This window comes from Paracoccus haeundaensis (assembly GCF_006239215.1).
GTDB classification, from domain to species: Bacteria; Pseudomonadota; Alphaproteobacteria; order Rhodobacterales; family Rhodobacteraceae; genus Paracoccus; species Paracoccus marcusii.
Window position 1 is genome coordinate 68477 of sequence record NZ_VDDC01000020.1, and the last position, 22733, is coordinate 91209.

21 protein-coding genes are annotated in these 22733 nt (G+C 67.8%); 12 read left to right on the forward strand and 9 right to left on the reverse strand.

Annotated features, from left to right (window positions below; translation table 11 throughout):
• Window positions 1–157: 157 nt before the first annotated feature.
• Window positions 158–2482, reverse strand: coding sequence for an ATP-dependent Clp protease ATP-binding subunit ClpA (gene clpA / locus FHD67_RS12150; RefSeq protein ID WP_045982962.1), 2325 nt, complete (start codon window positions 2480–2482; stop codon window positions 158–160).
• A 216-nt stretch (window positions 2483–2698) separates the two neighbouring features.
• Window positions 2699–3445 carry a hydroxyacylglutathione hydrolase gene (gene gloB, locus FHD67_RS12155; RefSeq protein ID WP_139598829.1) on the reverse strand — a complete coding sequence of 249 codons (747 nt, stop codon included), beginning with the start codon at window positions 3443–3445 and terminating at the stop codon, window positions 2699–2701.
• Window positions 3446–3502: 57 nt separating this feature from the next.
• On the opposite strand from gloB, the gene FHD67_RS12160 reads away from it, so the two are divergent.
• From FHD67_RS12160 to FHD67_RS12190, 7 genes are all read left to right on the forward strand, one after another.
• Entirely contained in the window at window positions 3503–4276 is a 774-nt protein-coding gene (locus FHD67_RS12160) for a methyltransferase domain-containing protein (RefSeq protein WP_046001073.1), read from the forward strand.
• A 273-nt stretch (window positions 4277–4549) separates the two neighbouring features.
• A complete protein-coding gene (locus FHD67_RS12165; protein WP_045982959.1) occupies window positions 4550–5116 on the forward strand; it encodes a F0F1 ATP synthase subunit delta in 567 nt (188 codons plus the stop codon).
• A complete protein-coding gene (gene atpA / locus FHD67_RS12170) occupies window positions 5116–6651 on the forward strand; it encodes a F0F1 ATP synthase subunit alpha (RefSeq protein WP_046001072.1) in 1536 nt (511 codons plus the stop codon). Before FHD67_RS12165 ends, atpA begins: the two co-directional genes overlap by 1 nt.
• A gap of 11 nt (window positions 6652–6662) precedes the next feature.
• A complete protein-coding gene (locus tag FHD67_RS12175; protein WP_139598830.1) occupies window positions 6663–7535 on the forward strand; it encodes a F0F1 ATP synthase subunit gamma in 873 nt (290 codons plus the stop codon).
• Between the two features lie 21 nt (window positions 7536–7556).
• Window positions 7557–8981 carry a F0F1 ATP synthase subunit beta gene (gene atpD / locus FHD67_RS12180; RefSeq protein WP_045982956.1) on the forward strand — a complete coding sequence of 475 codons (1425 nt, stop codon included), beginning with the start codon at window positions 7557–7559 and terminating at the stop codon, window positions 8979–8981.
• Between the two features lie 9 nt (window positions 8982–8990).
• Entirely contained in the window at window positions 8991–9440 is a 450-nt protein-coding gene (locus FHD67_RS12185; protein ID WP_045982955.1) for a F0F1 ATP synthase subunit epsilon, read from the forward strand.
• 102 nt (window positions 9441–9542) lie between these two features.
• Window positions 9543–9890: an H-type lectin domain-containing protein gene (locus tag FHD67_RS12190; protein WP_045982954.1), complete on the forward strand. Its 348-nt coding sequence runs from the start codon at window positions 9543–9545 to the stop codon at window positions 9888–9890.
• On the opposite strand, the gene FHD67_RS12195 is transcribed toward FHD67_RS12190, so the two are convergent.
• Both FHD67_RS12195 and FHD67_RS12200 read right to left on the reverse strand, forming a co-directional pair.
• Window positions 9887–10663 carry an alpha/beta fold hydrolase gene (locus tag FHD67_RS12195; protein ID WP_139598831.1) on the reverse strand — a complete coding sequence of 259 codons (777 nt, stop codon included), beginning with the start codon at window positions 10661–10663 and terminating at the stop codon, window positions 9887–9889. The two genes, FHD67_RS12190 and FHD67_RS12195, sit on opposite strands and share 4 nt — an antisense overlap.
• Entirely contained in the window at window positions 10660–11256 is a 597-nt protein-coding gene (locus tag FHD67_RS12200) for a 2-hydroxychromene-2-carboxylate isomerase (RefSeq protein WP_139598832.1), read from the reverse strand. Before FHD67_RS12200 ends, FHD67_RS12195 begins: the two co-directional genes overlap by 4 nt.
• Window positions 11257–11340: 84 nt before the next feature.
• Here FHD67_RS12200 and FHD67_RS12205 point away from each other — a divergent pair, with 84 nt between their 5' ends.
• Window positions 11341–12360 carry a ribose-phosphate pyrophosphokinase gene (locus FHD67_RS12205; protein WP_045982951.1) on the forward strand — a complete coding sequence of 340 codons (1020 nt, stop codon included), beginning with the start codon at window positions 11341–11343 and terminating at the stop codon, window positions 12358–12360.
• A gap of 63 nt (window positions 12361–12423) precedes the next feature.
• Here the strand turns inward: FHD67_RS12205 and purD are convergent, their stop codons facing one another.
• Entirely contained in the window at window positions 12424–13680 is a 1257-nt protein-coding gene (purD, locus tag FHD67_RS12210) for a phosphoribosylamine--glycine ligase (RefSeq protein ID WP_139598833.1), read from the reverse strand.
• A 62-nt stretch (window positions 13681–13742) separates the two neighbouring features.
• On the opposite strand from purD, the gene xseA reads away from it, so the two are divergent.
• The gene (gene xseA / locus FHD67_RS12215; protein WP_139598834.1) at window positions 13743–15326 is read left to right on the forward strand and encodes an exodeoxyribonuclease VII large subunit; all 1584 of its coding nucleotides are present in this window, start codon (window positions 13743–13745) and stop codon (window positions 15324–15326) included.
• A gap of 2 nt (window positions 15327–15328) precedes the next feature.
• On the opposite strand, the gene FHD67_RS12220 is transcribed toward xseA, so the two are convergent.
• Window positions 15329–16525: an MFS transporter gene (locus FHD67_RS12220; RefSeq protein WP_139598835.1), complete on the reverse strand. Its 1197-nt coding sequence runs from the start codon at window positions 16523–16525 to the stop codon at window positions 15329–15331.
• A 2-nt stretch (window positions 16526–16527) separates the two neighbouring features.
• The gene (eda, locus tag FHD67_RS12225; RefSeq protein WP_045982919.1) at window positions 16528–17169 is read right to left on the reverse strand and encodes a bifunctional 4-hydroxy-2-oxoglutarate aldolase/2-dehydro-3-deoxy-phosphogluconate aldolase; all 642 of its coding nucleotides are present in this window, start codon (window positions 17167–17169) and stop codon (window positions 16528–16530) included.
• A gap of 261 nt (window positions 17170–17430) precedes the next feature.
• On the opposite strand from eda, the gene rpsB reads away from it, so the two are divergent.
• Both rpsB and tsf read left to right on the forward strand, forming a co-directional pair.
• Entirely contained in the window at window positions 17431–18213 is a 783-nt protein-coding gene (gene rpsB / locus FHD67_RS12230; protein WP_045982920.1) for a 30S ribosomal protein S2, read from the forward strand.
• An 84-nt stretch (window positions 18214–18297) separates the two neighbouring features.
• Window positions 18298–19209, forward strand: a complete 912-nt coding sequence (gene tsf, locus FHD67_RS12235) for a translation elongation factor Ts (protein WP_127899006.1) — start codon at window positions 18298–18300, stop codon at window positions 19207–19209.
• A 187-nt stretch (window positions 19210–19396) separates the two neighbouring features.
• Here the strand turns inward: tsf and FHD67_RS12240 are convergent, their stop codons facing one another.
• On the reverse strand, window positions 19397–20155 hold the full coding sequence (locus FHD67_RS12240) for a helix-turn-helix transcriptional regulator (protein WP_052715295.1): 759 nt from the start codon (window positions 20153–20155) through the stop codon (window positions 19397–19399).
• Window positions 20156–20365: 210 nt separating this feature from the next.
• Between FHD67_RS12240 and FHD67_RS12245 the strand changes: the two genes are divergently transcribed.
• Window positions 20366–20953 carry a (d)CMP kinase gene (locus tag FHD67_RS12245; protein WP_046001065.1) on the forward strand — a complete coding sequence of 196 codons (588 nt, stop codon included), beginning with the start codon at window positions 20366–20368 and terminating at the stop codon, window positions 20951–20953.
• 37 nt (window positions 20954–20990) lie between these two features.
• Here FHD67_RS12245 and ade read toward each other — a convergent pair whose 3' ends face one another.
• On the reverse strand, window positions 20991–22685 hold the full coding sequence (gene ade / locus FHD67_RS12250; RefSeq protein WP_139598836.1) for an adenine deaminase: 1695 nt from the start codon (window positions 22683–22685) through the stop codon (window positions 20991–20993).
• Window positions 22686–22733 lie beyond the last annotated feature (48 nt).

Sequence of the window (22733 nt, forward strand, 5' to 3'; positions counted from 1 at the left end):
CGGGGCGGACCCCCATTGAGGGGGCCCGCCCCGCGCGGGGGGGCGTCGCCCCCGCATCCCTTGTCGCGATCGTCGGTTCTGGTTCATGGGCGGCGGCGTTCAGGAACGCCGGCCCATGACGAAAAAGGCCCCGCTGTGGTGGCGGGGCCTTTCGCGCTTATTCAGCTGTCAGCAAGGGTGTTTTGGACTTGCCGATCCGTGGGGCATCGGGGCCGGTGATGTCGAAGGCCGGCTTGTCGTCCTCGATCTTAACGCGCACCACGCCGCCCTTGGTCAGGCGGCCGAACAGCAGTTCCTCGGCCAGGGGCTTCTTGATGCTTTCCTGGATCACGCGGCCCAAGGGGCGGGCGCCCATGCGGTCGTCGTATCCCTTTTCGGCCAGCCAGTTCGCAGCCTCGGGGGTCAGTTCGATATGGACGTTGCGGTCCATCAGCTGCGCTTCCAGTTGCAGCACGAACTTCTCGACGACGTGGACCACGACGTCGCGCGACAGCGGCGCAAAGGAGATGATCGCGTCCAGACGGTTGCGGAACTCGGGCGTGAAGGTCCGCTCGATCGCGGCGGTGTCCTCGCCCTCGCGCCGGTCGCGTCCAAAGCCGATCGCGGCCTTGGCCTGATCTGCGGCACCCGCGTTCGAGGTCATGATCAGGATCACGTTGCGGAAATCGACGGTCCGGCCGTTATGGTCGGTCAGGCGACCCGCATCCATGATCTGCAGCAGGATGTTGAACACATCCGGATGCGCCTTCTCGATCTCGTCCAGCAGCAGCACGCAATGCGGGTGCTGGTCCACGCCGTCGGTCAGCAGGCCGCCCTGGTCGAAGCCGACGTAGCCCGGAGGCGCGCCGATCAGGCGGCTGACGGCATGCTTCTCCATATACTCCGACATGTCGAAGCGGATCAACTCGACCCCCAGGCTGGAGGCCAGCTGCTTGGCCACCTCGGTCTTGCCGACACCGGTCGGGCCCGCGAACAGGTAGTTGCCGATGGGCTTCTCCGGTTCGCGCAGGCCCGCACGGGCCAGCTTGATGGCGCTGGACAGCATCTCGATGGCATTGTCCTGGCCAAACACGACGCGCTTCAGACCGGCATCCAGATCGCGCAGGACCTCGGCGTCGTTCTTGCTGACGTTCTTGGGCGGGATGCGGGCGATCTTGGCCACGACGGCCTCGATCTCCTTGGGGCTGATCGTCTTGCGGCGCTTGCTCTCGCTGACCAGATGCTGGGCGGCACCGGCCTCGTCGATGACGTCGATCGCGCTGTCGGGCAGCTTGCGGTCGTTGATGTAGCGTGCCGCCAACTCCACCGCCGACTTGATCGCGTCATTGGTATAGCGCAGGTCGTGATGCGCCTCGAAATGCGGCTTCAGGCCCATCAGGATCTTGATGGTGTCCGGCACCGAAGGCTCGTTGACGTCGATCTTCTGGAACCGGCGGCTCAGCGCGCGGTCCTTCTCGAAGTGCTGGCGATACTCTTTGTAGGTCGTCGAGCCCATGCAGCGCAGCTTGCCGCCCGCCAACGCGGGTTTCAGCAGGTTCGACGCATCCATCGCCCCGCCAGAGGTCGCGCCCGCACCGATCACGGTGTGGATCTCGTCGATGAACAGGATTGCGTCGGGATGCGCCTCCAGTTCCTTGACGACGGCCTTCAGCCGCTCCTCGAAATCGCCGCGATAGCGGGTGCCCGCCAGCAGCGCGCCCATGTCCAGCGAGAAGATCGTCGCACCGGCCAGGACCTCGGGGGTCTCGCCGCGGGTGATCTTCAGCGCCAGGCCCTCGGCGATGGCGGTCTTGCCCACGCCCGGATCACCCACCAGCAGCGGGTTGTTCTTGCGCCGCCGGCACAGGACCTGGATCGCGCGCTCGACTTCGGCCTCGCGGCCGATCAGCGGGTCCACGTCGCCCTTCTTTGACTTGACGTTCAGGTCGACGCAGTACTTGCCAAGCGCGGTCTCGTCCTTGGGGTCGGGGGCGGCCTCGGCCTTGCTCTGCTCGACCGGCTCCTCCGATCCGACCACCTTGCGGGGCTCGTTGAAGGACGGGTTCTTGGCCACGCCATGGGCGATGAAGTTGACCGCGTCGTAACGGGTCATGTCCATCTCCTGCAGGAAGAAGGCCGCATTCGATTCGCGCTCGGCAAAGATCGCGACCAGCACGTTCGCGCCGGTGACCTCCTGCCGGCCCGAGCTTTGCACGTGGATCGCCGCGCGCTGGATGACGCGCTGGAACGCGGCCGTGGGCACGGCCTCCGAACCTTCGACGTCGGTTATCAGGGTCGACAGGTCATCCTCGATGAAATCGACCAGCGTCTTGCGCAGATCCTCGAGGTCCACGTTGCAGGCGCGCATGACCTTGACCGCATCGGGTTCCTCGGTCAGCGCCAGCAACAGGTGTTCCAGCGTCGCAAGCTCGTGTCGATGTTCGTTCGCCAGCGCAAGCGCCTGGTGAATGGCCTGTTCCAGGGAGGTCGAGAAACTTGGCACGGTCGTCTCCTGTCAGTCGGCTGGCGGTATGGGCTGTTCGCGGCCCACCTGCCCAGACTGTCACGGTAGGGTTAAGATTTGGTGGATTTCGTTCGGCTTCAAGTGATTTTTCAGACAGGTGCCACGATTTTCCCACGCTTGAGGCAGATGTGATGTCGCAAAGCCCGCATTTCAAGCGCGGGGCCGGCACGCCCCCGCGCGCCGATGCCGCAGGCCTCAGAAATCGTCCTTCATCCGGCGCAGGCGGGCAAAGACCTGCGCGTCGTCCGCCCCCGCCATCCCAAGCGTCGGTGCCAGCGCGGCGGGGCGCAGGAAGGGGTTCGTGGCGCGCTCCACCTCCAGCGTGGCAGGGGCGCAAGGGATGCGCGCTTCGGCGATGGCCGACAGGCGGTCCTGCAGCGCCGTGTTGTCGGGATCGACCGACAGGGCAAAGGCGCCGTTGCCCGTGCAATAGTCGTGCCCCGAACAGATCAGCGTGTCGCCGGGCAGGGCGTTCAGCCGCGACAGGCTGTCCCACATCGTCGCGGGGTCGCCCTCGAACAGGCGGCCGCAGCCCAGGGCCATCAGGCTGTCGGCGGTGAAGGCCATCGCACTGTTCGGAAAATGAAACGCAACGTGGCCCACGGTATGGCCCGACACGTCGATCACGTGGACGGGTTCGCCCAGAACCTCCAGCGGCTCTCCGGGCGCGACGCTGACGTCCAGCGGCGGCAGGCGATGCGCATCGGCGGCGGCCCCGATGACCCGCGCACCGGTGGCGGCGACGATCTCCGGCACGGCCTGGATGTGGTCGTCGTGGTGATGGGTCAGCAGGATCGCGTCCAGCCCCCAGCCCCGCGCCTCCAGCTCGGTCAGGACCGGCATGGCCTCGGGCGCGTCGATCAGCACGGTGCCCGCGTCGGAATGCAGCAGATAGGCGTAGTTGTCCTTGAGACAGCGCAGCGTGACCAGTTCCAGCGGCATTGGCAAATCCTTGACCATGTGTTCACCTGAGCCTGTCAAAACCGGGACCTGCGCGCAATGCACCACGACATCGACCAGCTGCGACGGTTCTATTACCAGCGGGCGCTGGGGCGCGTGGTCCAGCGGATCCTGCGCGACCGGCTGACGGCGCGGTGGGACCCTGCGCGCAGCAGCGGCATGACCGTGGCAGGGTTCGGGTTCGCGGCGCCGATGCTGCGGCCCTATCTGCCGACCGCGCGGCGGGTGACCGCGCTGATGCCCGGCCCGCAGGGGGTGATGGGCTGGCCCGCGGGCATGCCCAACCATGCCGTCCTGTGCGACGAGACCGCATGGCCCATCCAGACCGGCAGCCTGGACCGGTTGGTCATGCTGCACGGGCTGGAGACCAGCGAGCATCCCCGCGAACTGCTGACCGAGGCATGGCGCTGCCTGGGTCCGGGCGGGCGGATGATGCTGATGGTGCCGAACCGGGCGGGCCTGTGGGCCGCGTCGGACCGCACGCCCTTCGGCTTTGGGCGGTCCTACACCACCGGTCAGATCGAGGCGCAGATGCGCCGCGCGGGGTTCCAGCCCGATTGGCATGGCAGCGCCATCTATATCCCGCCCTCGGACCGGCGATTCTGGCTGCGCAGCGCCCAGTTCTGGGAACGCACCGGCGCGCGGATCAGCCGGGTGCTGATCGCCGGCGTCATCATGGTCGAACTGTCCAAGCATGCCCGCGCGCCGGTCGGCCCCGGGGTGCGAATCCATGTGCCCAGTCCGCTGGAGATCCTGGACGGGGTGGCCCGCCCGCGTCCGCAAGCCGCCCCGACGGCCCGCGAAATCGACTGAAACCGGCCTCTGATGCGACATCCTGCCGCACGGTGCGCGGGCCCGGGATGCGGGGTGTTAGCGCTGTCCCCGTGGGGTTTCGCCGATCCTGCGCCGTTTGTCGCAAAGGCCCGCGTTTCAGGGCCCTGGACGGTTGCCGGGCGTCAAATCACCTGCTAGAGACGCCCCAGATTTGCGCGCGACCTTCCATCAGCCGCGCGACCGCGACCCGCACCCCGCGACAGACCAGGCAGCAGCCCGGCCCGCCAGCGGGGTTTGCGCAAACCGTAAAGGATGACCGTGGCCAACTCTGTTTCCATCTCCCAGAGCATCGCCGGACGCTATGCGCAGGCCGTCTTCGAGATCGCGAAGGAAAGCGGGGGCATGGACGCCCTGGCCACCCAGACCGACGATCTGAACGCCGCCCTGCACGACAGCGCCGAGCTGCGCGACCTGATCGCCAGCCCGATCTATTCCCGCGACCAGCAGGCGGCCGCGATCGGCGCGCTGTCGACCCGCATGGGCCTGTCGCCGGTGCTGGCCAACACGCTGCAGCTGATGGCGAAGAATCGCCGCCTGTTCGTGCTGCCGCAGCTGACCGCCCGCCTGGCGGAGCTGATCGCCACGGAGCGGGGCGAGGTCACCGCCGACGTCACCAGCGCCATCGCGCTGACCGATGCGCAGATGGACCGCCTGAAACAGACCCTGGCCGAGAAATCCGGCAAGACGGTCAAGCTGAACACGCGCGTCGATGAGACCCTCATCGGCGGCATGATTGTCAAGTTGGGCTCGCAGATGATCGACAGTTCGGTCCGCTCGAAGCTCGCTTCCCTGCAGAATGTCATGAAAGAGGTCGGATAATGGGAATCCAGGCTGCCGAAATTTCGGCGATCCTCAAGGAGCAGATCAAGAACTTCGGCCAGGACGCCGAAGTTGCCGAAGTTGGTCAGGTCCTGTCCGTCGGTGACGGCATCGCGCGCGTCTATGGTCTGGACAAGGTCCAGGCCGGCGAGATGGTCGAATTCCCCGGCGGAATCCGCGGCATGGTGCTGAACCTCGAGACCGACAACGTCGGTATCGTGATCTTCGGCGACGACCGCTCGATCAAGGAAGGCGACACCGTCAAGCGCACGCGCTCGATCGTGGACGTTCCGGTCGGCAAGGCCCTGCTGGGTCGCGTCGTGGACGGCCTTGGCAACCCGATCGACGGCAAGGGCCCGATCGAGACGACCGAGCGCCGCATCGCCGACATGAAGGCCCCCGGCATCATGCCGCGCAAGTCGGTCCACGAGCCGATGGCGACCGGCCTGAAGTCGGTCGACGCCATGATCCCCGTCGGCCGCGGCCAGCGCGAGCTGATCATCGGCGACCGTCAGACCGGCAAGACAGCCATCGCGCTAGACACGATCCTGAACCAGATGAGCTACAACGGCCGTGAGGCCGAGGGCATGAAGACCCTGCACTGCATCTATGTCGCCGTCGGCCAGAAGCGCTCGACCGTGGCCCAGCTGGTCAAGAAGCTGGAAGAGACCGGCGCCATGGCCTACACCACCGTGGTGGCCGCGACCGCGTCCGATCCGGCGCCGATGCAGTTCCTGGCGCCCTATTCGGGCACCGCGATCGGCGAATACTTCCGCGACAACGGCATGGACGCGCTGATCATCTATGACGACCTGTCCAAGCAGGCCGTGGCCTATCGCCAGATGTCGCTGCTGCTGCGCCGTCCGCCCGGACGCGAAGCCTATCCGGGCGACGTCTTCTATCTGCACTCGCGCCTGCTGGAGCGTTCGGCCAAGCTGAACGAGGCCAACGGCTCGGGCTCGCTGACCGCGCTGCCGATCATCGAGACGCAGGCGGGCGACGTGTCGGCCTATATCCCGACTAACGTGATCTCGATCACCGACGGCCAGATCTTCCTGGAGACCGAACTGTTCTTCCAAGGCGTCCGCCCTGCCGTGAACACCGGTCTGTCGGTCAGCCGCGTGGGTTCGGCCGCCCAGACCAAGGCGATGAAATCCGTCGCGGGTCCGGTCAAGCTGGAACTGGCGCAGTACCGCGAGATGGCCGCCTTCGCCCAGTTCGGTTCGGATCTGGACGCCGCGACGCAGCGCCTGCTGAACCGCGGTTCGCGCCTGACCGAGCTGATGAAGCAGCCGCAGTACCGTCCCTTGACCAACGCCGAGATCGTCATCGTGATCTATGCCGGCACCAAGGGCTATATCGACAACGTGCCCGTGCGCGACGTCGTTGCCTGGGAAGACGGTCTGATCCACTTCCTGCGCGGCCAGAAGTCCGACCTGCTGGAGGACATGACCCGCAACGACCGTAAGGTCAGCGGCGAGCTGGAAGCCTCGATCAAGGCGGCGCTGGACGAATACAACCGCACCCGCGCCTGAGGGGGGAATAGATGCCCAGTCTCAAGGATCTCAAGAACCGGATCGGAAGCGTCAAGAACACGCGGAAGATCACCAAGGCGATGCAGATGGTCGCCGCCGCGAAACTGCGCCGGGCGCAGGACGCGGCGGAAGCCGCGCGTCCCTATGCCGACCGCATGGCGGCCGTCATGGCCGGCCTGACCGCGAATGCGGCAGGCCAGTCCGGCGCGCCCCGCCTGCTGGCCGGAACGGGCGACGACAAGCGTCATCTGCTGGTCGTGATGACGGCGGAACGCGGCCTGGCCGGCGGCTTCAACAGCTCGATCGTGCGTCTGGCCCGCCAGCACGCCGATCGGCTGCGCGCCGAAGGCAAGGACGTCGCGATCCTGACCGTCGGCAAGAAGGGCCGCGAGCAGCTCAAGCGCGACTATGGCAGCCTGTTCGTGCACCATGTCGACCTCTCCGAGGTCAAGCGCATGGGCTATGACACGGCCCGCGCCATCGCCGACGAGGTGCTGACCCGCTTCGACACCGGCGATTTCGACGTGGCGACGATCTTCTACAACCGGTTCGAATCGGTGATCAGCCAGGTTCCGACCGCGCGCCAGATCATCCCCGCCGAAATCCCCGAGGGCGCGTCCGAGACGAACGCCCTCTACGACTACGAACCGGGCGAGGAAGAACTGCTGGCCGATCTGCTGCCCCGTTCGGTGGCCACGCAGATCTTTGCGGCGCTTCTGGAGAATGCGGCGTCCGAGCAGGGCGCGCGGATGAGTGCCATGGACAACGCCACGCGCAACGCGGGCGACATGATCGACAGGCTGACGACGCAGTACAACCGCTCGCGTCAGGCTGCGATCACCACGGAGCTGATCGAAATCATTGCGGGCGCCGAGGCGCTCTGACCGTAAAGCAAAGGTGACAACATGGCAGAGGCTACTGGTAAAATCACGCAGGTGATCGGCGCCGTCGTTGACGTGCAGTTCGAAGACCGGCTTCCCGCGATTCTGAACGCGCTGGTAACCCAAAACAACGGCAAGACGCTGGTGCTGGAAGTTGCCCAGCATCTGGGCGAGAACACCGTCCGCACCATCGCCATGGACGCGACCGAAGGTCTGGTCCGCGGCGAGGTCGTGACCGACACCGGCAACCCGATCATGGTGCCCGTGGGCGACGTGACCCTGGGCCGCATCCTGAACGTCGTGGGCGAGCCCGTGGACGAGGGCGAAGCCCTGGCCACCAGCGAGACCCGCGCCATCCACCAGGCCGCTCCGGACTTCGCCGCGCAGGCGACCAGCTCGGAGATCCTGGTGACCGGCATCAAGGTCATCGACCTGCTGGCTCCCTATTCCAAGGGCGGCAAGATCGGCCTGTTCGGCGGCGCCGGTGTGGGCAAGACGGTTCTGATCATGGAACTGATCAACAACATCGCCAAGGTGCACTCGGGCTATTCGGTGTTCGCCGGCGTGGGTGAGCGCACCCGCGAGGGCAACGACCTGTACCACGAGATGGTCGAATCAGGCGTCATCGTTCCCGACAACCTGGTCGATTCGAAAGTGGCCCTGGTCTATGGCCAGATGAACGAGCCGCCGGGGGCCCGCATGCGCGTCGCCCTGACCGGTCTGACCCTGGCGGAGCAGTTCCGCGACGCGTCGGGCACGGACGTCCTGTTCTTCGTGGACAACATCTTCCGCTTTACCCAGGCCGGGTCCGAAGTGTCGGCTCTGCTGGGCCGCATCCCGTCCGCCGTGGGCTATCAGCCGACGCTGGCCACCGACATGGGCGCGATGCAGGAACGCATCACCTCGACCAAGAACGGCTCGATCACCTCGATCCAGGCCGTCTACGTCCCGGCCGACGACCTTACCGACCCGGCGCCCGCCACGACCTTCGCCCACCTGGACGCCACGACGGTTCTGTCGCGCGCAATCTCGGAACTGGGCATCTACCCGGCCGTGGACCCGCTGGACTCCAACTCGCGCATCCTGGACCCCGCCGTCGTCGGTGAGGAGCACTATCAGGTGGCGCGCGACGTGCAGGGCATCCTGCAGAAGTACAAGTCGCTGCAGGACATCATTGCGATCCTGGGCATGGACGAACTGTCCGAAGAGGACAAGCTGACCGTGACCCGCGCGCGCAAGATCCAGCGCTTCCTGTCGCAGCCCTTCGACGTCGCCAAGGTCTTCACCGGTTCCGACGGCGTCCAGGTGCCGCTGGAGAAGACCATCGCTTCGTTCAAGGCGGTCGTCGCGGGTGAGTACGACCACCTGCCGGAATCGGCCTTCTACATGGTCGGCGACATCGACGACGTGAAGGCCAAGGCAGAGCGTCTGGCCGCAGAAGCGGCGTAAGGGGGCAGAATGGCCGATACCATGCAGTTCGACCTCGTGTCGCCGGAACGGAGCCTCGCCTCCGTTCCCGTGCGCGAGGTGCGCCTGCCGGGCAGCGATGGCGATCTGACCGCCATGCCCGGCCATGCGCCCACGATCGTGACCCTGCGTCCGGGCATGGTGATCCTGGTGGGTGCCGACGGCACCACCAGCGAATTCGCCGTCACCGGCGGCTTTGCCGAGATCAACCAGGACAGCGTTAGCCTGCTGGCCGAACGCGGACACCCGCGCGAGGAGATCACGCAGGACGTCTACAACGACATGATGAAGGACGCCCACCGCGCCCATCGCAGCGCCAAGGATCGGCGCGAGCATGTCGGCGAAGAGGTCGTGACCGCCGCCGTCAAGCTTCTGGGCGACATGCAGGCGCTTGGCACCCATATCGGGCTGGACCCCAATCAATCGACGGTTCCGGACTGATCCGTCCGACCATCGACATCTTGAATGGCCCCGGCAATGCCGGGGCTTTTTTTTCACCCTGGCCGCCGCTAGCATCGCCGCGCGGGTGACGGGAAGGACCGGATGATACGATTTGCAACCCACGAGATCGGGATCGCACGCGGTGCGGTCACGATGGTCTCTGATTTCGACACGCAGGGGCCGATGTGGACCGAGACGGGCGATCGGTCGCACCGCCAGCGTGTCGAGTTCGGCGACCGCTTCGTGGCGCCGCCTGTCGTGCATCTTGGCGTCGGGATGTGGGACCTGGACAGCGATCGCAACCAGCGCGGCGACCTGCAGGTCGAGAACGTGACCCTGACCGGGTTCGACATCCTGTTCCGCACTTGGGGCGACACCCGCATCGCGCGGATGCGGGTGGAGTGGATGGCCATCGGGGCCGTGCCCGACGAACAGGACTTCATTCTTTAGGCGCGGTCCAGGTTGACCCCGATCAGTCCCGCGACCTGTTCCGGATGGGTCAGGGGCGCCATGTGGCCGGCACCGGGGATCGTGGCGCGCCCGACATCGGGCAACCGGCCCGCCAGCGCGTCGATGATGCCGCCGATCACCGCCGGGCTGTTGGCCCCCTGGATCAGCAGCACCGGTGCGTCGACCTGCTCCAACCCGCCCTCGCGCAGGATGCGGGCGCTGTCATGGCGAATCGCGTCGCCGGTCCCGGCCACCAGCCGGATCTGACGCACCATCTGGGCGCGGGCCTCGGGGGGCAGGCGGTCGGGGTCCTGCGCGCCCCAGACCGACAGGAAGGCCGCCATGGCCTGGTCGTCCTGGCCCTGGTCCAGAAGGTCGGCCATGCGGGCATCCAGCGCGTCCTGGGCCGGGTCCGGGCAGGCGGCGAACAGCACCGGTTCGATCAGGGTCAGGCTGCGCACGGCATCGGGCGCCGCGACCGCGATGCGCAGCGCCACGGTCGCGCCGAAGCTGTGACCGATCAGGTCCAACGGCCGGTCGATCATCGCCGCCGCCAGACGCGTGACCGCGGTGTGATAGTCGGGGCCGTCGGGCTGTGGCTGCCAGTCGTCGCTGCGCCCGTGGCCCGGCATGTCGAAGCCTCGCAGATTGATGCGCCCATCCAGCAGCCGCGCGATCGGACCCCAGGCCGACCCGCTGCCCATCATGCAATGCAGCGCCAGTGCCGGGCGATCCGGATCGCCCGGCCAGTGCCGCAGGTGCAGTCCGCTCATAGCGCGGCCAGATGGCGGTCCAGAAAGTCCAGCCGGTCCTGACCCCAGAACCGCTGATCGGTCTCGCGCACGACATAGAAGGGGGCGCCGAAGGCCCCGGCGGCCACCGCCTGTTCCAGGTTGCGGCCATAGGTCTCGGCGCCCACGAACAGGCCTGTGTCGGCCAGGGACGGGTCGAACCCGTTGGCGCCCAGGATGTCGCGGATCACCGCGTCGTCGCTGATGTCGCGTTCCTCGGCCCAGACCGCCCGCAGAAAGCCCTGGACCAGCGCGCCGACATCGCCCCCCGCCGCCTGCGCGGCGATGATGGCATAGGACGACGGCGCCATGTTCACCGGCCAATGCGCGGGCTTGAGGTTCAGGGGCATGTCCAGATGGTCGGCCCACCGTGGCAGTTCCTGGTTGCGGTATTCCATCCGGCTGGCATGGCGCTGCGCCGGGCGCACCCCGCCGGTCCGGTCGAACAGTTGCAGCAGGTCCAGGGGCTTGTAGGTGATCTGCGCGCCGTGCCGGGCGGCGATCTGTTCCAGGCGGTCGCCGGCAAGATAGCACCAGGGGCTGATCGTCCCCAGATAATAGTCGATATGGGCCATGGCCTTGTCCTTTCCGGGTTTGCCCGCAGGCTAGCCCGGTGCTAAGGCAACCGCAATCTGACGCAACCGCCAAAGGCCCGCCCCATGCCCGTCATGACCGAACCCAAGCTGATTTCCGGAAACGCCAACCGACCGCTGGCCCAGTCCATCGCGCGGCGCATGTCCCTGCATCGCGGCATGAGCGTCAACCTGCTGGACGCCCGCGTCGAACGCTTCAACGACCAGGAGATCTTCGTCGAGGTCTATGAGAACGTTCGCGGCGAGGACATGTACATCATCCAGCCCACGTCGAACCCAGCCAACGACAACCTGATGGAGCTGCTGATCATGACCGACGCGCTGCGCCGGTCGTCGGCCGCGCGCATCACGGCGGTGATTCCCTATTTCGGCTATGCCCGCCAGGACCGCCGCGCCAAGGCCCGCACCCCGATCAGCGCCAAGTTGGTCGCGAACCTGCTGACCGAGGCGGGCGTGGACCGCGTCCTGACGCTGGACCTGCACGCGGCCCAGATCCAGGGCTTCTTCGACGTGCCGGTGGACAACCTCTATGCGGCGCCGGTCTTTGCGCTGGACGTGCAGCATCACTTCAAGGGACGGATGAACGACCTGATGGTCGTGTCGCCCGACGTCGGCGGCGTGGCCCGGGCCCGCGAACTGGCCACCCGGATCGGTGCGCCCCTGTCCATCGTCGACAAGCGCCGCGAGAAGGCCGGAGAGATCGCCGAGATGACCGTGATCGGTGACGTGGCGGGCAAGGCCTGCATCATCGTGGACGACATCTGCGACACCGCCGGCACTCTGGTCAAGGCGGCGCAGGTGCTGACCGACAACGGCGCGACCGAGGTCCATGCCTACATCACCCACGGCGTCCTTTCTGGCCCGGCGGTCGAGCGGGTCACCAATTCGGTGATGAAATCGCTGGTCATCACCGATTCGATCCAGCCCACCGATGCGGTCAGGAACGCGCCCAACATCCGCATCGTGCCTACCGCACCGATGTTCACGCAGGCGATTTTGAATATCTGGAACGGCACCTCGGTCAGCAGCCTGTTCGAGACGGACACCCTTCTGCCGATCTACGAAGGGCTGTATTCGCCGATCTGACCGGATCGTCCCGACGGCGTCCAAGGGCCGGCCCCGCCGCGGGGCCGGCCCTTTGTCATGGGTTCACAGCGCGCGCCAGCCGATGTCGCGGCGGCAGAAGCCCTGCGGCCAGTCGATCGCGTCGACCAGCGCATAGGCGCGCTGATGCGCCTCGGCCAGGGTTGCGCCGCGCCCGGTGCAGGCCAGCACGCGCCCACCGGTGGCGACAACCGCGCCATCGCGGTCGGCCGTGCCCGCGTGGAAGGTCATCTGAAAGCTGGTTTCGGGCAGGGCCTGCAGGCCGCCGATGACGGTCCCCTTGGCATAGTTGCCAGGATAGCCCTGGGCCGCCATGACCACCGTCAGGGCGTGATCGTCGGCCCAGGTCACGGGGGTTTGGGCCAGCCGCCCCTCGGCGCAGGCCAGCAACAGGTCCAAGACCTGCCCGCCAAGCCGCATCATCAGCACCTGGCATTCCGGGTCGCCGAAGCGGACGTTGTATTCGACCAGCCGCGCCTGTCCGTCCGCGATCATCAGCCCAGCATAGAGCACCCCCTGGAAGGGCATGCCGCGCCGGGCCATTTCCGCGATGGTCGGGCGCACGATGCGCGCCATCACCTGGTCCTGGATCGCCGGCGTCAGCACCGGGGCGGGGCTGTAGGCGCCCATGCCGCCAGTATTCGGGCCGGTATCGCCATCGCCCACGCGCTTGTGGTCCTGGGCGGTGCCGATGGCCAGGCAGTCGGTGCCGTCGGACAGGATGAAGAAGCTGGCCTCCTCTCCGTCCATGAACTCCTCGATGACGACGGACATGTCGCCGAAGGCCCCGTCGAAGATGTCGTCGATGGCGGTATGGGCCTGGTCCACCGTCTCGGCCACGGTGACGCCCTTGCCGGCGGCCAGCCCATCGGCCTTGACCACGATGGGCGCGCCCTGGGCGGTCACGTAATCGCGCGCGGCGGCGGCATCGGTAAAGCGTGCCCAGGCCGCGGTGGGGGCGGCGCAGGCGTCGCAGACTTCCTTGGTGAAGGTCTTGGAGGCCTCCAGCTGGGCCGCGGCCTGCGACGGGCCAAAGACCAGGAAGCCCGCATCGCGCAGCGCGTCGGACACGCCCGCGGCCAGGGGCGCCTCGGGGCCGACGATGACGAAGTCGACGGCGTTCTCCTGCGCGAATTCCAGCACTTCGGCCCGCGACAGCACGTCCAGGTCGGCGCATTCGGCCACGCCCGCGATGCCCGCATTGCCGGGTGCCACGATCAGGCGGTCGCATTTCGGATTCTGCCGGATCGCCCAGGCCAGCGCATGTTCGCGCCCGCCGCCCCCCAGGATCAGGATATTCATCTGCCGCCCTTTCGCTTGACCTTGCGGCGTTCTAGTCTGGCCCGGACAAGGGAACAAGACGCATGGACCTGCTGGACGACGACATGGACGATGCCCCGGAACCGGGCAGCAACGCGCATGAATTCACCGTGTCCGAACTGTCCGGCGCGGTCAAACGCAGCATCGAGGACCAGTTCGGCCGCGTCCGCGTCCGGGCCGAGGTCGGGCGCGTGTCCCGTCCCGGATCGGGGCATCTCTATTTCGACCTGAAGGACGACCGCGCCGTGCTGGCCGCCGTCACCTGGAAGGGGCAGGCCGCCCGCCTGATCCAGCGCCCCGAGGAGGGGATGGAGGTCATCGCCACCGGCCGCCTGACGACCTTTCCGGGCCAGTCGAAATACCAGATGATCGTCGATCAGATCGAGCCCGCCGGTGCGGGCGCGCTGATGGCCACGCTGGAGAAGCGTCGCAAGGCCCTGGCGGCCGAGGGGTTGTTCCATCAGGACCGCAAGCGCGCGCTGCCGTTCCTGCCGCGGGTTATCGGGGTGGTGACCTCGCCGTCCGGTGCGGTGATCCGCGACATCCTGCACCGGCTGCGCGACCGTTTTCCGACCCGCGTGATCATCTGGCCGGTGGCCGTGCAGGGCGAGGGTTGCGCGCCGCAGGTGACGGCCGCGATCCGGGGCTTCAACGCGCTGTCGCCGGGCGGGCCGATCCCCCGGCCGGACCTGATCATCGTGGCGCGCGGCGGCGGGTCGCTGGAGGATCTGTGGGGCTTCAACGAAGAATCGGTCGTGCGGGCGGCGGCGGAAAGCGCCATCCCCCTGATCTCGGCCGTGGGGCATGAGACGGACACGACGCTGATCGACTTCGCCTCGGACCGGCGCGCGCCGACGCCGACGGCCGCGGCCGAGATGGCGGTGCCAGTCCGCGCCGACCTGGCCGCGCGCCTGGCCGAGACCGGGGCGCGGATGGCGCGCAGCAATGCGCAGGCGATCCAACGCCCACGTCAGCGCCTGCGCGATCTGGCCCGCGCCCTGGGGCGTCCCGGCGCCCTGACCGAAGGCGCGCGGCAGCGGCTGGATCTCTGGGGCGGGCGGCTGGAGCCAGCGCTGCGGCAGCTGGCGCGGGCGCGACGGCAGCAGCTGGCCTCGCGGCCCATGCCCGCGGCGATGCTGCGCCAGTTCACCCAAGGCAAGCGCGCCGGAATGGACCGCGCGCTGATGCGGCTGGAGGGCGCGCGCGCCCGGCGGCTGGAGCGTCCGCGCGACCGTCTGGCGCAGCTGCGCCAGCGCCTGGACAATTCGTTGGTGCGGGTCCTGGCCGATACGCGGCGCGTGACGGCGCAGCAGGGCGCGCGTCTGGCCGATCTGGACCGGCGGCTGGTTGCGGCGATAGCCCGCATCCGCCGTCAGCGGCAGGATGCGCTGGTCCGGCTGGACCGGATGCGGCTGTCCCTGGGGCACGAACAGACGCTGCGGCGCGGCTTCGTGATCCTGCGCGAGCCGGAGGGCGGGGTGATCACCACGCCCGAGGTCGCCGCCCGGACCCCGCGGATGGAGCTGCAATTCGCGGGCGACCGCCGCGTGGCCGTGCGCCCCGACGCGGCCCCCGAGAAGCCCAAACGTCGCAAGCCCGCGCCGCCGGAACAGAAGACCCTGATCTGACCTCAGGCGGGGCGCGGGCGCATGACCAGCCAAATCAGCGCCCCGCCCGCCAGCGCCAGGAACGGCAGCATCGCCAGGTTCACCGCGTTCCAGCCCGCGACGATGGACCCGCCCGAACAGTTCATCAGCCCGCCCGACGACAGCGACGCCAGGAACACACCGCCGAAGACCACGAAATCGTTCATGCCCTGAACGCGGCCGCGTTCCTCGGGGGCATGGGCGCGGGTCAGCATGGTGGTGGCGCCGATATAGCCGAAATTCCAGCCGATCCCCAGCAGGATCAGAGCGATGAAGAACTGCTCCAGTTCCACCCCGGACAGGGCGACAGCGCCAGCGGCGGCCAGGATCGCCAAGCCCAACCCGACGATCCGCTCCGGTCCGAAGCGTGCGATCAGGTGGCCGGTGACGAAGCTGGGCGCGAACATGGCCAGCACATGCGCGCTGACGATATTGGCGGCATCCGCCGTGTCATAGCCGCAGCCCACCACCGCCAGCGGCGTCGATGTCATCACCAGGTTCATCAGCGCATAGGAGACCATGCCGCAGACCATGGCCACGGCGATGGCGGGGGTGCGCAGGATCTGCCCCATCGGGCGCCCCGTGGATGCGCCCGCCACCGGCGCGGGCGGCTTGGGGATGTCCAGAAAGGCGAACAGCAGCGGTCCTGCCAGGTTCAGGCCGATCACCGCCAGATAGGTCGCCAGGAACGGCACGGCGGTCAGGTCGCTGGTCATGCGCACCAGCGCGGGGCCGATGATGGCGGCGGCCAAGCCCCCGGCCATGACCAGACTGATGGCCTTTGGGGCGTAATCCTCGGGCGCGGTGTCGGTGGCGGCAAACCGATAGAAGCCCTGCGCCGACATGTAGATGCCGGTCAGCCCCGACCCGACCATGAACAGCGCGAACGAGCCCAGCCACAGCCCCGCCGCCGCGATCGCCGCGCCCAAGGCCCCCGCCGCCACGGCCAGCAGGAACCCCGCCTGCCGCCCGCGCGCCTGCATGAAGCGCGCCAGCGGCCGTGCCGACAGGGTCGAGCCCAGGATGATCATCGACAGCGGCAGCGTCACCAGGCAGGGATGCGGCGACAGGATCTGTCCCGCAAGCCCCCCCACGATGAAGATGACCGACATCTGCGCGCCCAGGATCGCCTGTGCCAGCACGAGGACCGCGACGTTCCTGCGGGCGCGCGCCAGGTCCATGGTCAGCCGCGAAGGGCGGCGGCGGTGCGGGCGCGATCCTCGATCGCCTGCCAGTTGCCGGCGGCCATGTCGGCATCGGTCACGATCCAGCTGCCGCCGACGCAGATCACGTTGGGCAGCGACAGATAGCTGCCGGCGTTCTGGGGTGTCACGCCGCCCGTGGGGCAGAAGCTGATGCGGGGCAGGGGGCCTGCCAGCGATTTCAGTGCGGGGGCGCCGCCCACGGCCTCGGCCGGGAAGAACTTGAGCATGTCGAAGCCCGCATCGGCGGCCCGCATCACTTCGGAGGCGGTGACGGCGCCGGGCAGCAGCGGCAGGGCCAGATCCTCGCAGGCGGCGATCAGCCGATCGGTCAGGCCCGGAGAGACCGCGAAGCTGGCGCCCGCGTCCTTGGCGCGCTTGGCGTCGTCCGGGGTCAGCACGGTGCCCGCGCCGACATGGCCGCCCGCGACGCCGCTCATGGCGCGGATCGCGTCAAGCGCGGCGTCCGAGCGCAGCGTCACCTCCAGCACCGGCAACCCGCCCGCGACCAGCGCACGGGCCAGCCCCTCGGCATGGGCCACGTCCTTGATGACGATGACCGGGATCACCGGCGCCAGCTGGCACAGGGCTTTCGTCTGCCGGGACTGATCTTGGGGGGTCATGGCGGGCCTATCGCTTATGAATGGAACTGCTGCGAACCTGAACCCAAGCCCCGCCCGATGCAAGGGTGCCGCCATGCCGATGTTACCGCTATCTGCAGGAATGCCACAGCGAATCCGCTTGCGTTTCGCTCGTACAGGGGCTATCGCGCGCCTACTTCACAGGCAGGGGAGGGCCTTGCGGGACATATCCGCAACGGTCCACCGGTTGGGGCATCCGCCCTGAGACCCCCTGCCAAGGCGCAAACCGGAAAGGAACTCCTCATGGCGCTTCCCGAATTCTCGCTGCGTCAGCTTCTTGAAGCTGGCGTCCACTACGGTCACCAGACCCAACGCTGGAACCCCCGCATGGGCGAGTTCATCTATGGCGATCGCAATGGCATCCACATCCTGGACCTGACGCAGACCGTGCCGATGCTGGACGCGGCCCTGCAGGTCGTGCGCGACACCGTCGCCAAGGGCGGCCGCGTGCTGTTCGTCGGCACCAAGCGCCAGGCACAGCGGTCCATCGCTGAAGCGGCTGAAAAGTCGGCACAGTTCTACATGAACCACCGTTGGCTGGGCGGTACGCTGACCAACTGGAAGACCGTCAGCCAGTCGATCAACCGCCTGAAGGCGATCGACGAGACGATGGCCGGCGGCGCCGAGGGCCTGACCAAGAAAGAGCGCCTGCAGCTGGAGCGCGAGCAGACCAAACTGCAAGCCTCGCTGGGCGGCATCCGCGACATGGGCGGCCTTCCCGACCTGCTGTTCGTCATCGACGTGAACAAGGAAGACCTGGCCATCCTGGAAGCCAAGAAGCTGGGCATCCCGGTCGTGGCCGTGGTCGACACCAACTGCTCGCCCGACGGCATCGACTACATCATCCCGGGCAACGACGACGCGGCCCGCGCCATCGCGCTGTACTGCGACCTGGTCAGCCGTGCGGCCCTGGACGGCATGACCGCGCACATGGGTGCGTCGGGCGTCGACCTGGGTTCGCTGGCCGAAGCGCCGGAAGAGCTGCTGGACGAGCCGGCGACCGAAGAGGCCGCAGCCGAGGCCTGATCCGCCCCGGAACCACCCATTCATCGGATTGTCGTCAGGCGGGGATATGCCCCGCCTGACGCGTTGAACAGATAGGAGACGGATATGGCAATCACCGCAGCGATGGTGAAGGAACTGCGCGAGACCACCGGCGCAGGCATGATGGACGCCAAGAAGGCCCTGACCGAGAACGACGGCAACATGGAAGCGGCCATCGACTGGCTGCGCACCAAGGGTCTGGCGAAAGCCGCCAAGAAGGCCGATCGCGTCGCCGCCGAAGGTCTGGTGGGCGTGCAGGTCTCGGGTGGCCGCGGCGTCGCCGTCGAGATCAACTCGGAGACCGACTTCGTCGCCAAGAACGCCGATTTCCAGCAGCTGGTCCGTGACATCACCGGCGTCGCGCTGAACGGCGCGGGCGAGATCGAGGCCCTGAAGGCCGCCGATCTGGACGGCAAGCCCGTCTCGGACGTCGTGACCGGCGCCATCGCCCGCATCGGCGAGAACCTGACCCTGCGCCGCGTGCAGGTGCTGGAAGGCGAGACCGTCGTGTCCTACGTGCACAACGCGGCCGCCGACGGCCTGGGCAAGATCGGCGTGCTGGTCGCGCTGTCGGGTCCGGCGGACAAGGCGCAGACCGTGGGCAAGCAGTTCGCGATGCACATCGCGGCGACGAACCCCGTTTCGCTGTCGGAAGCGACCATGGATCCCGCCGCGCTGGAGCGCGAACTGCAGGTCCAGACCGCCAAGGCTCTGGAAGAGAACGCCTCTTCGGCCAAGCCGAAGCCCGAGGCCGTCATCCAGAACAACATCATCCCGGGCCGGATGAAGAAGTTCGTGGCCGAGAACACGCTGCTGGGTCAGGCTTTCGTGATGAACCCCGACCTGACGGTCGAGCAGGCCGCGGCCGAGGCCGGCGTCCAGATCACCGGCTATGCCCGCGTGATGGTCGGCGAAGGCATCGAGAAGAAGGAAGAGGATTTCGCAGCCGAGGTCGCCAAGACCCTCAGCGGTGCGTGATCCCTTCTTGATCGAACGACACGAATGCCGGCCCCCTGGGCCGGCATTTCGCGTTCCGGACCTTGGTGGCGGCGCCCGGCCAAGGCAACCTTGCCGCACGCCGCCTGTTCCTGACACTTGCGTGTCACCACTCACGGAACGTCGCGATGTGACGCGGTTTCGGGGGCGGGCGAAACGGTGGAAAACCCTACCCCTGGCCCCCCAGCCTCAGCGAGGCGGCGGCAGGCTGGAACAGCTGATGCGTCACATGGGCCTTGAGCACGGCCTGGGGCGTCGTCTCGACCCCCAGGGCCTCGCGGGCCAGGCGCATGTGCTTTTCCACGGTGGCGGCGGTGATGCCCAGGATCACCGCGATCTCTCCGACGGTCTTGCCGGCCGAGCGCCAGCCCAGGACCTCGCGTTGGCGCGGGGTCAGGGTGGCCTTGGGCAGGTTGCGCTGCATCGTCGCGATGCGCATGTGCATCACCCAGGACAGCACCCGGACCTCGCGGCCCGACCGCGCCCAGGACGCCTGCAGGTCCTGTGCATCGGCACCCCGCCGCGGCATCACCACCACCGCGCCCACGCTGTGAAGGACCTTGTCGCGCAGGCTGATGATGCGGGCATGGCCCAGCCCGTGTTCCGCCGCCAGCCCGAAGGACCGCGACAGGCCGAATTGGTCCTGCAACGCGTCGGACGCGATGTCGCCGTCATTGTCGCGCACCCATTCGACCCAGGGGTCCTGATCCAGGTCGCGCAGCCGCTGGGCCTGTTCGATCAGGTCGGGGGGCAGGTTGCTGAAGACCACGGGGTTGTCGCGCAACAGCGCCCTGGGCACCGTCAGCATGAAACGCGCGGCATAAAGGGCGTGATCGTAGCCAAGCTGGCCGACCGCTTCCAGAAATACGGAGCGGATGTCGGCAATGGTCGGGGCGTCCAGAAGACGTTCGATAAAACCTGATAACATCTATGTCTAAAACTCAATGCGTTCTTAAAGTCCCATAGGACGGCGCAGCGCAGAGATTGCCAAGGGGTAATGTCGTGAAAATATCGCGATGGCCGGTGATCTGAATATTGCGCGTGGCGGTCCGGGGGCGGGGGTGCTGGACGCGTGGCCCCGGGCATGCGAAGGGTGCGGGACATTCCGTTCTCAACGCCAACCGACAGATCGCCTGCCATGCCCTTCATCATCGCCATCGACGGACCGGCCGCATCGGGCAAGGGCACCATCGCCCGCGCGCTGGCCGACCGGTTCGGATTTCACCACCTGGACACGGGTCTGCTGTACCGGGCGACCGGCGCCAAGGGGGGCGATCCGGTCGCGGCGGCCCATTCGCTGAACGCGGAGGATCTGGCCCGCCCGGACCTTCGCAGCGCCGAGGCGGGTCAGGCCGCCAGCCGCATCGCGGCCATTCCCGACGTGCGCGAGGCCCTGGTCGCGTTCCAGCACCGCTTTGCCGCGCAGGACCCCGGCGCCGTGCTGGACGGGCGCGACATCGGCACGGTCATCTGTCCCGATGCGGCGGTCAAGCTGTACGTGGTCGCCTCGGATGAGGTGCGGGCGGCGCGTCGCGCAGCGGAATTGGGCGCCGACCCCCAGGAGATGCTGGCCCAACTGCGCGAACGCGATCTGCGCGACAGCCAGAGGGCGACGGCGCCGCTGCGCCCGGCCGAGGATGCGGTCGTGCTGGACACCAGCACGCTGAGCATCGACGATGCCGTGGCGCGCGCCGTGGCCGAGGTGTTGCGCGTCCGGGGCGACTGACGGGCCTGGTGCCCGTCCCGCGCCTATGCCGGCGGGGTCAGGGGGCGATGATCTCGAATTTCGCGACATCGACCATGCCGCGATCGGTGATCTTCAGTGCGGGAATGACCGGCAGGGCAAGGAAGGCCAGCTGCAGGAACGGCTCCTCCAGGGTCGTGCCCAGGGTCCGGGCCGCCTCGCGCAGCGCGATCAGCGTGTCGCGTACGGTCTCGAACGGCTCAAGGCCCATCAGCCCGGCGACCGGCAGGGGCAGTTCGGCCAGGATGCGGCCGTCGCAGGCCACGACGAAGCCCCCCTCCAGATCGGTCAGCCGGTTGGCCGCCAGCGCCATGTCGGCGTAATCGACGCCCACCACGGCGATGTTGTGATGATCATGGCACAGCGTCGATGCGATGGCCCCGCGCGCCAGCCCGAACCCCTGCACGAAGCCCGTGGCGATGTTGCCGTTGCGCCCATGCCGCTCGATCACCGCGATGCGGGACAGATCGCGCGCGGGATCGGGGCACTTGTCGCCGTCCTGCGGCGGGATGTCATGGGTCAGGTGTTCGGTGATGATCTTGCCTTCCAGGATGCCGATCACCGGGGTTTCCGTGCGGTTGCCGGTGCAGCGGAAATCCTGCGGCGTCACCTTGGGCGCCTTGACCGAGGCGCGGCCCACCGGCGCCACCGTCCCGCGCGCGGCGAAGGCCGCGGCATCGACGATCCGCCCGCCGGTCAGGACCAGCTGCGCGTGGCACCCCTCCAGGCTGTCGATGGCCACGATATCGGCGCGCAGGCCCGGCGCGATCAGTCCGCGATCCCTCAGCCCAAAGGCCTCGGCCGCCGACAGCGACGCCGCGCGATAGGCCGCCAGCGGCGATGTGCCAAGCGCGATCAGCCGGCGGATCATGTAGTCCAGATGCCCATGCTCTCCGATGTCCAGCGGATTGCGGTCGTCGGTGCACAGGCACAGATAGGCGCTGGTCGCCTCGGTCAGGATCGGCTGCAGCGCGTCCAGGTCCTTGCTGACCGAGCCTTCGCGGATCAGGACGCGCATCCCCTTGCGCAGCTTTTCCAGCGCCTCCTCGGCGGTCGTGGCCTCATGCTCGGTGCGGATGCCGGCGGCGACATAGGCGTTCAGGTCCAGACCCGTCAGTTGCGGGCAATGCCCGTCGATATGGCCGCCCGCGAACAGGCGCAGCTTGGCCATCGCGCCCGGATCGCGGTGGATCACGCCGGGATAGTTCATGAATTCGGCCAACCCGATGGCCGAGGGGTGGCCCATGACCTGCGCCAGATCCCCCGCCTCGATCCGCGCGCCGGATGTCTCCATCTCGGTGGACGGCACGCAGGAGGACAGCTGCACCCGCAGGTCCATCAGCAGATGCTCGGAGGCCGCCTGGAAATACCGGATTCCGTCCAGGCCGATGACATTGGCGATCTCGTGCGGGTCGCAGATGGCCGTGGTGACGCCGCGGGGCGTCACGCAGCGGTCGAACTCGAAGGGCGTGACCAGGCTGCTTTCGACATGCAGATGCGTGTCGATGAAGCCCGGCACCAGGATCAGCCCGGTGACGTCGATCACGCGGTCGGCGGCGTAATCGCCGATGCCTGCGATGCGGTCGCCGCAGATCGCCACGTCGCCCGCCATCATCGTGCCGGTGATCAGATCGAAGACCCGGCCGCCGCGCAGGATCAGGTCGGCGGGCTGATCGCCCCGGGCCACGGCGATGCGGCGTTCCAGATCATCCATCACTCTCTCCTGTCCGTTTGCGGCACATGACCGCAAACGGCGCCCGAG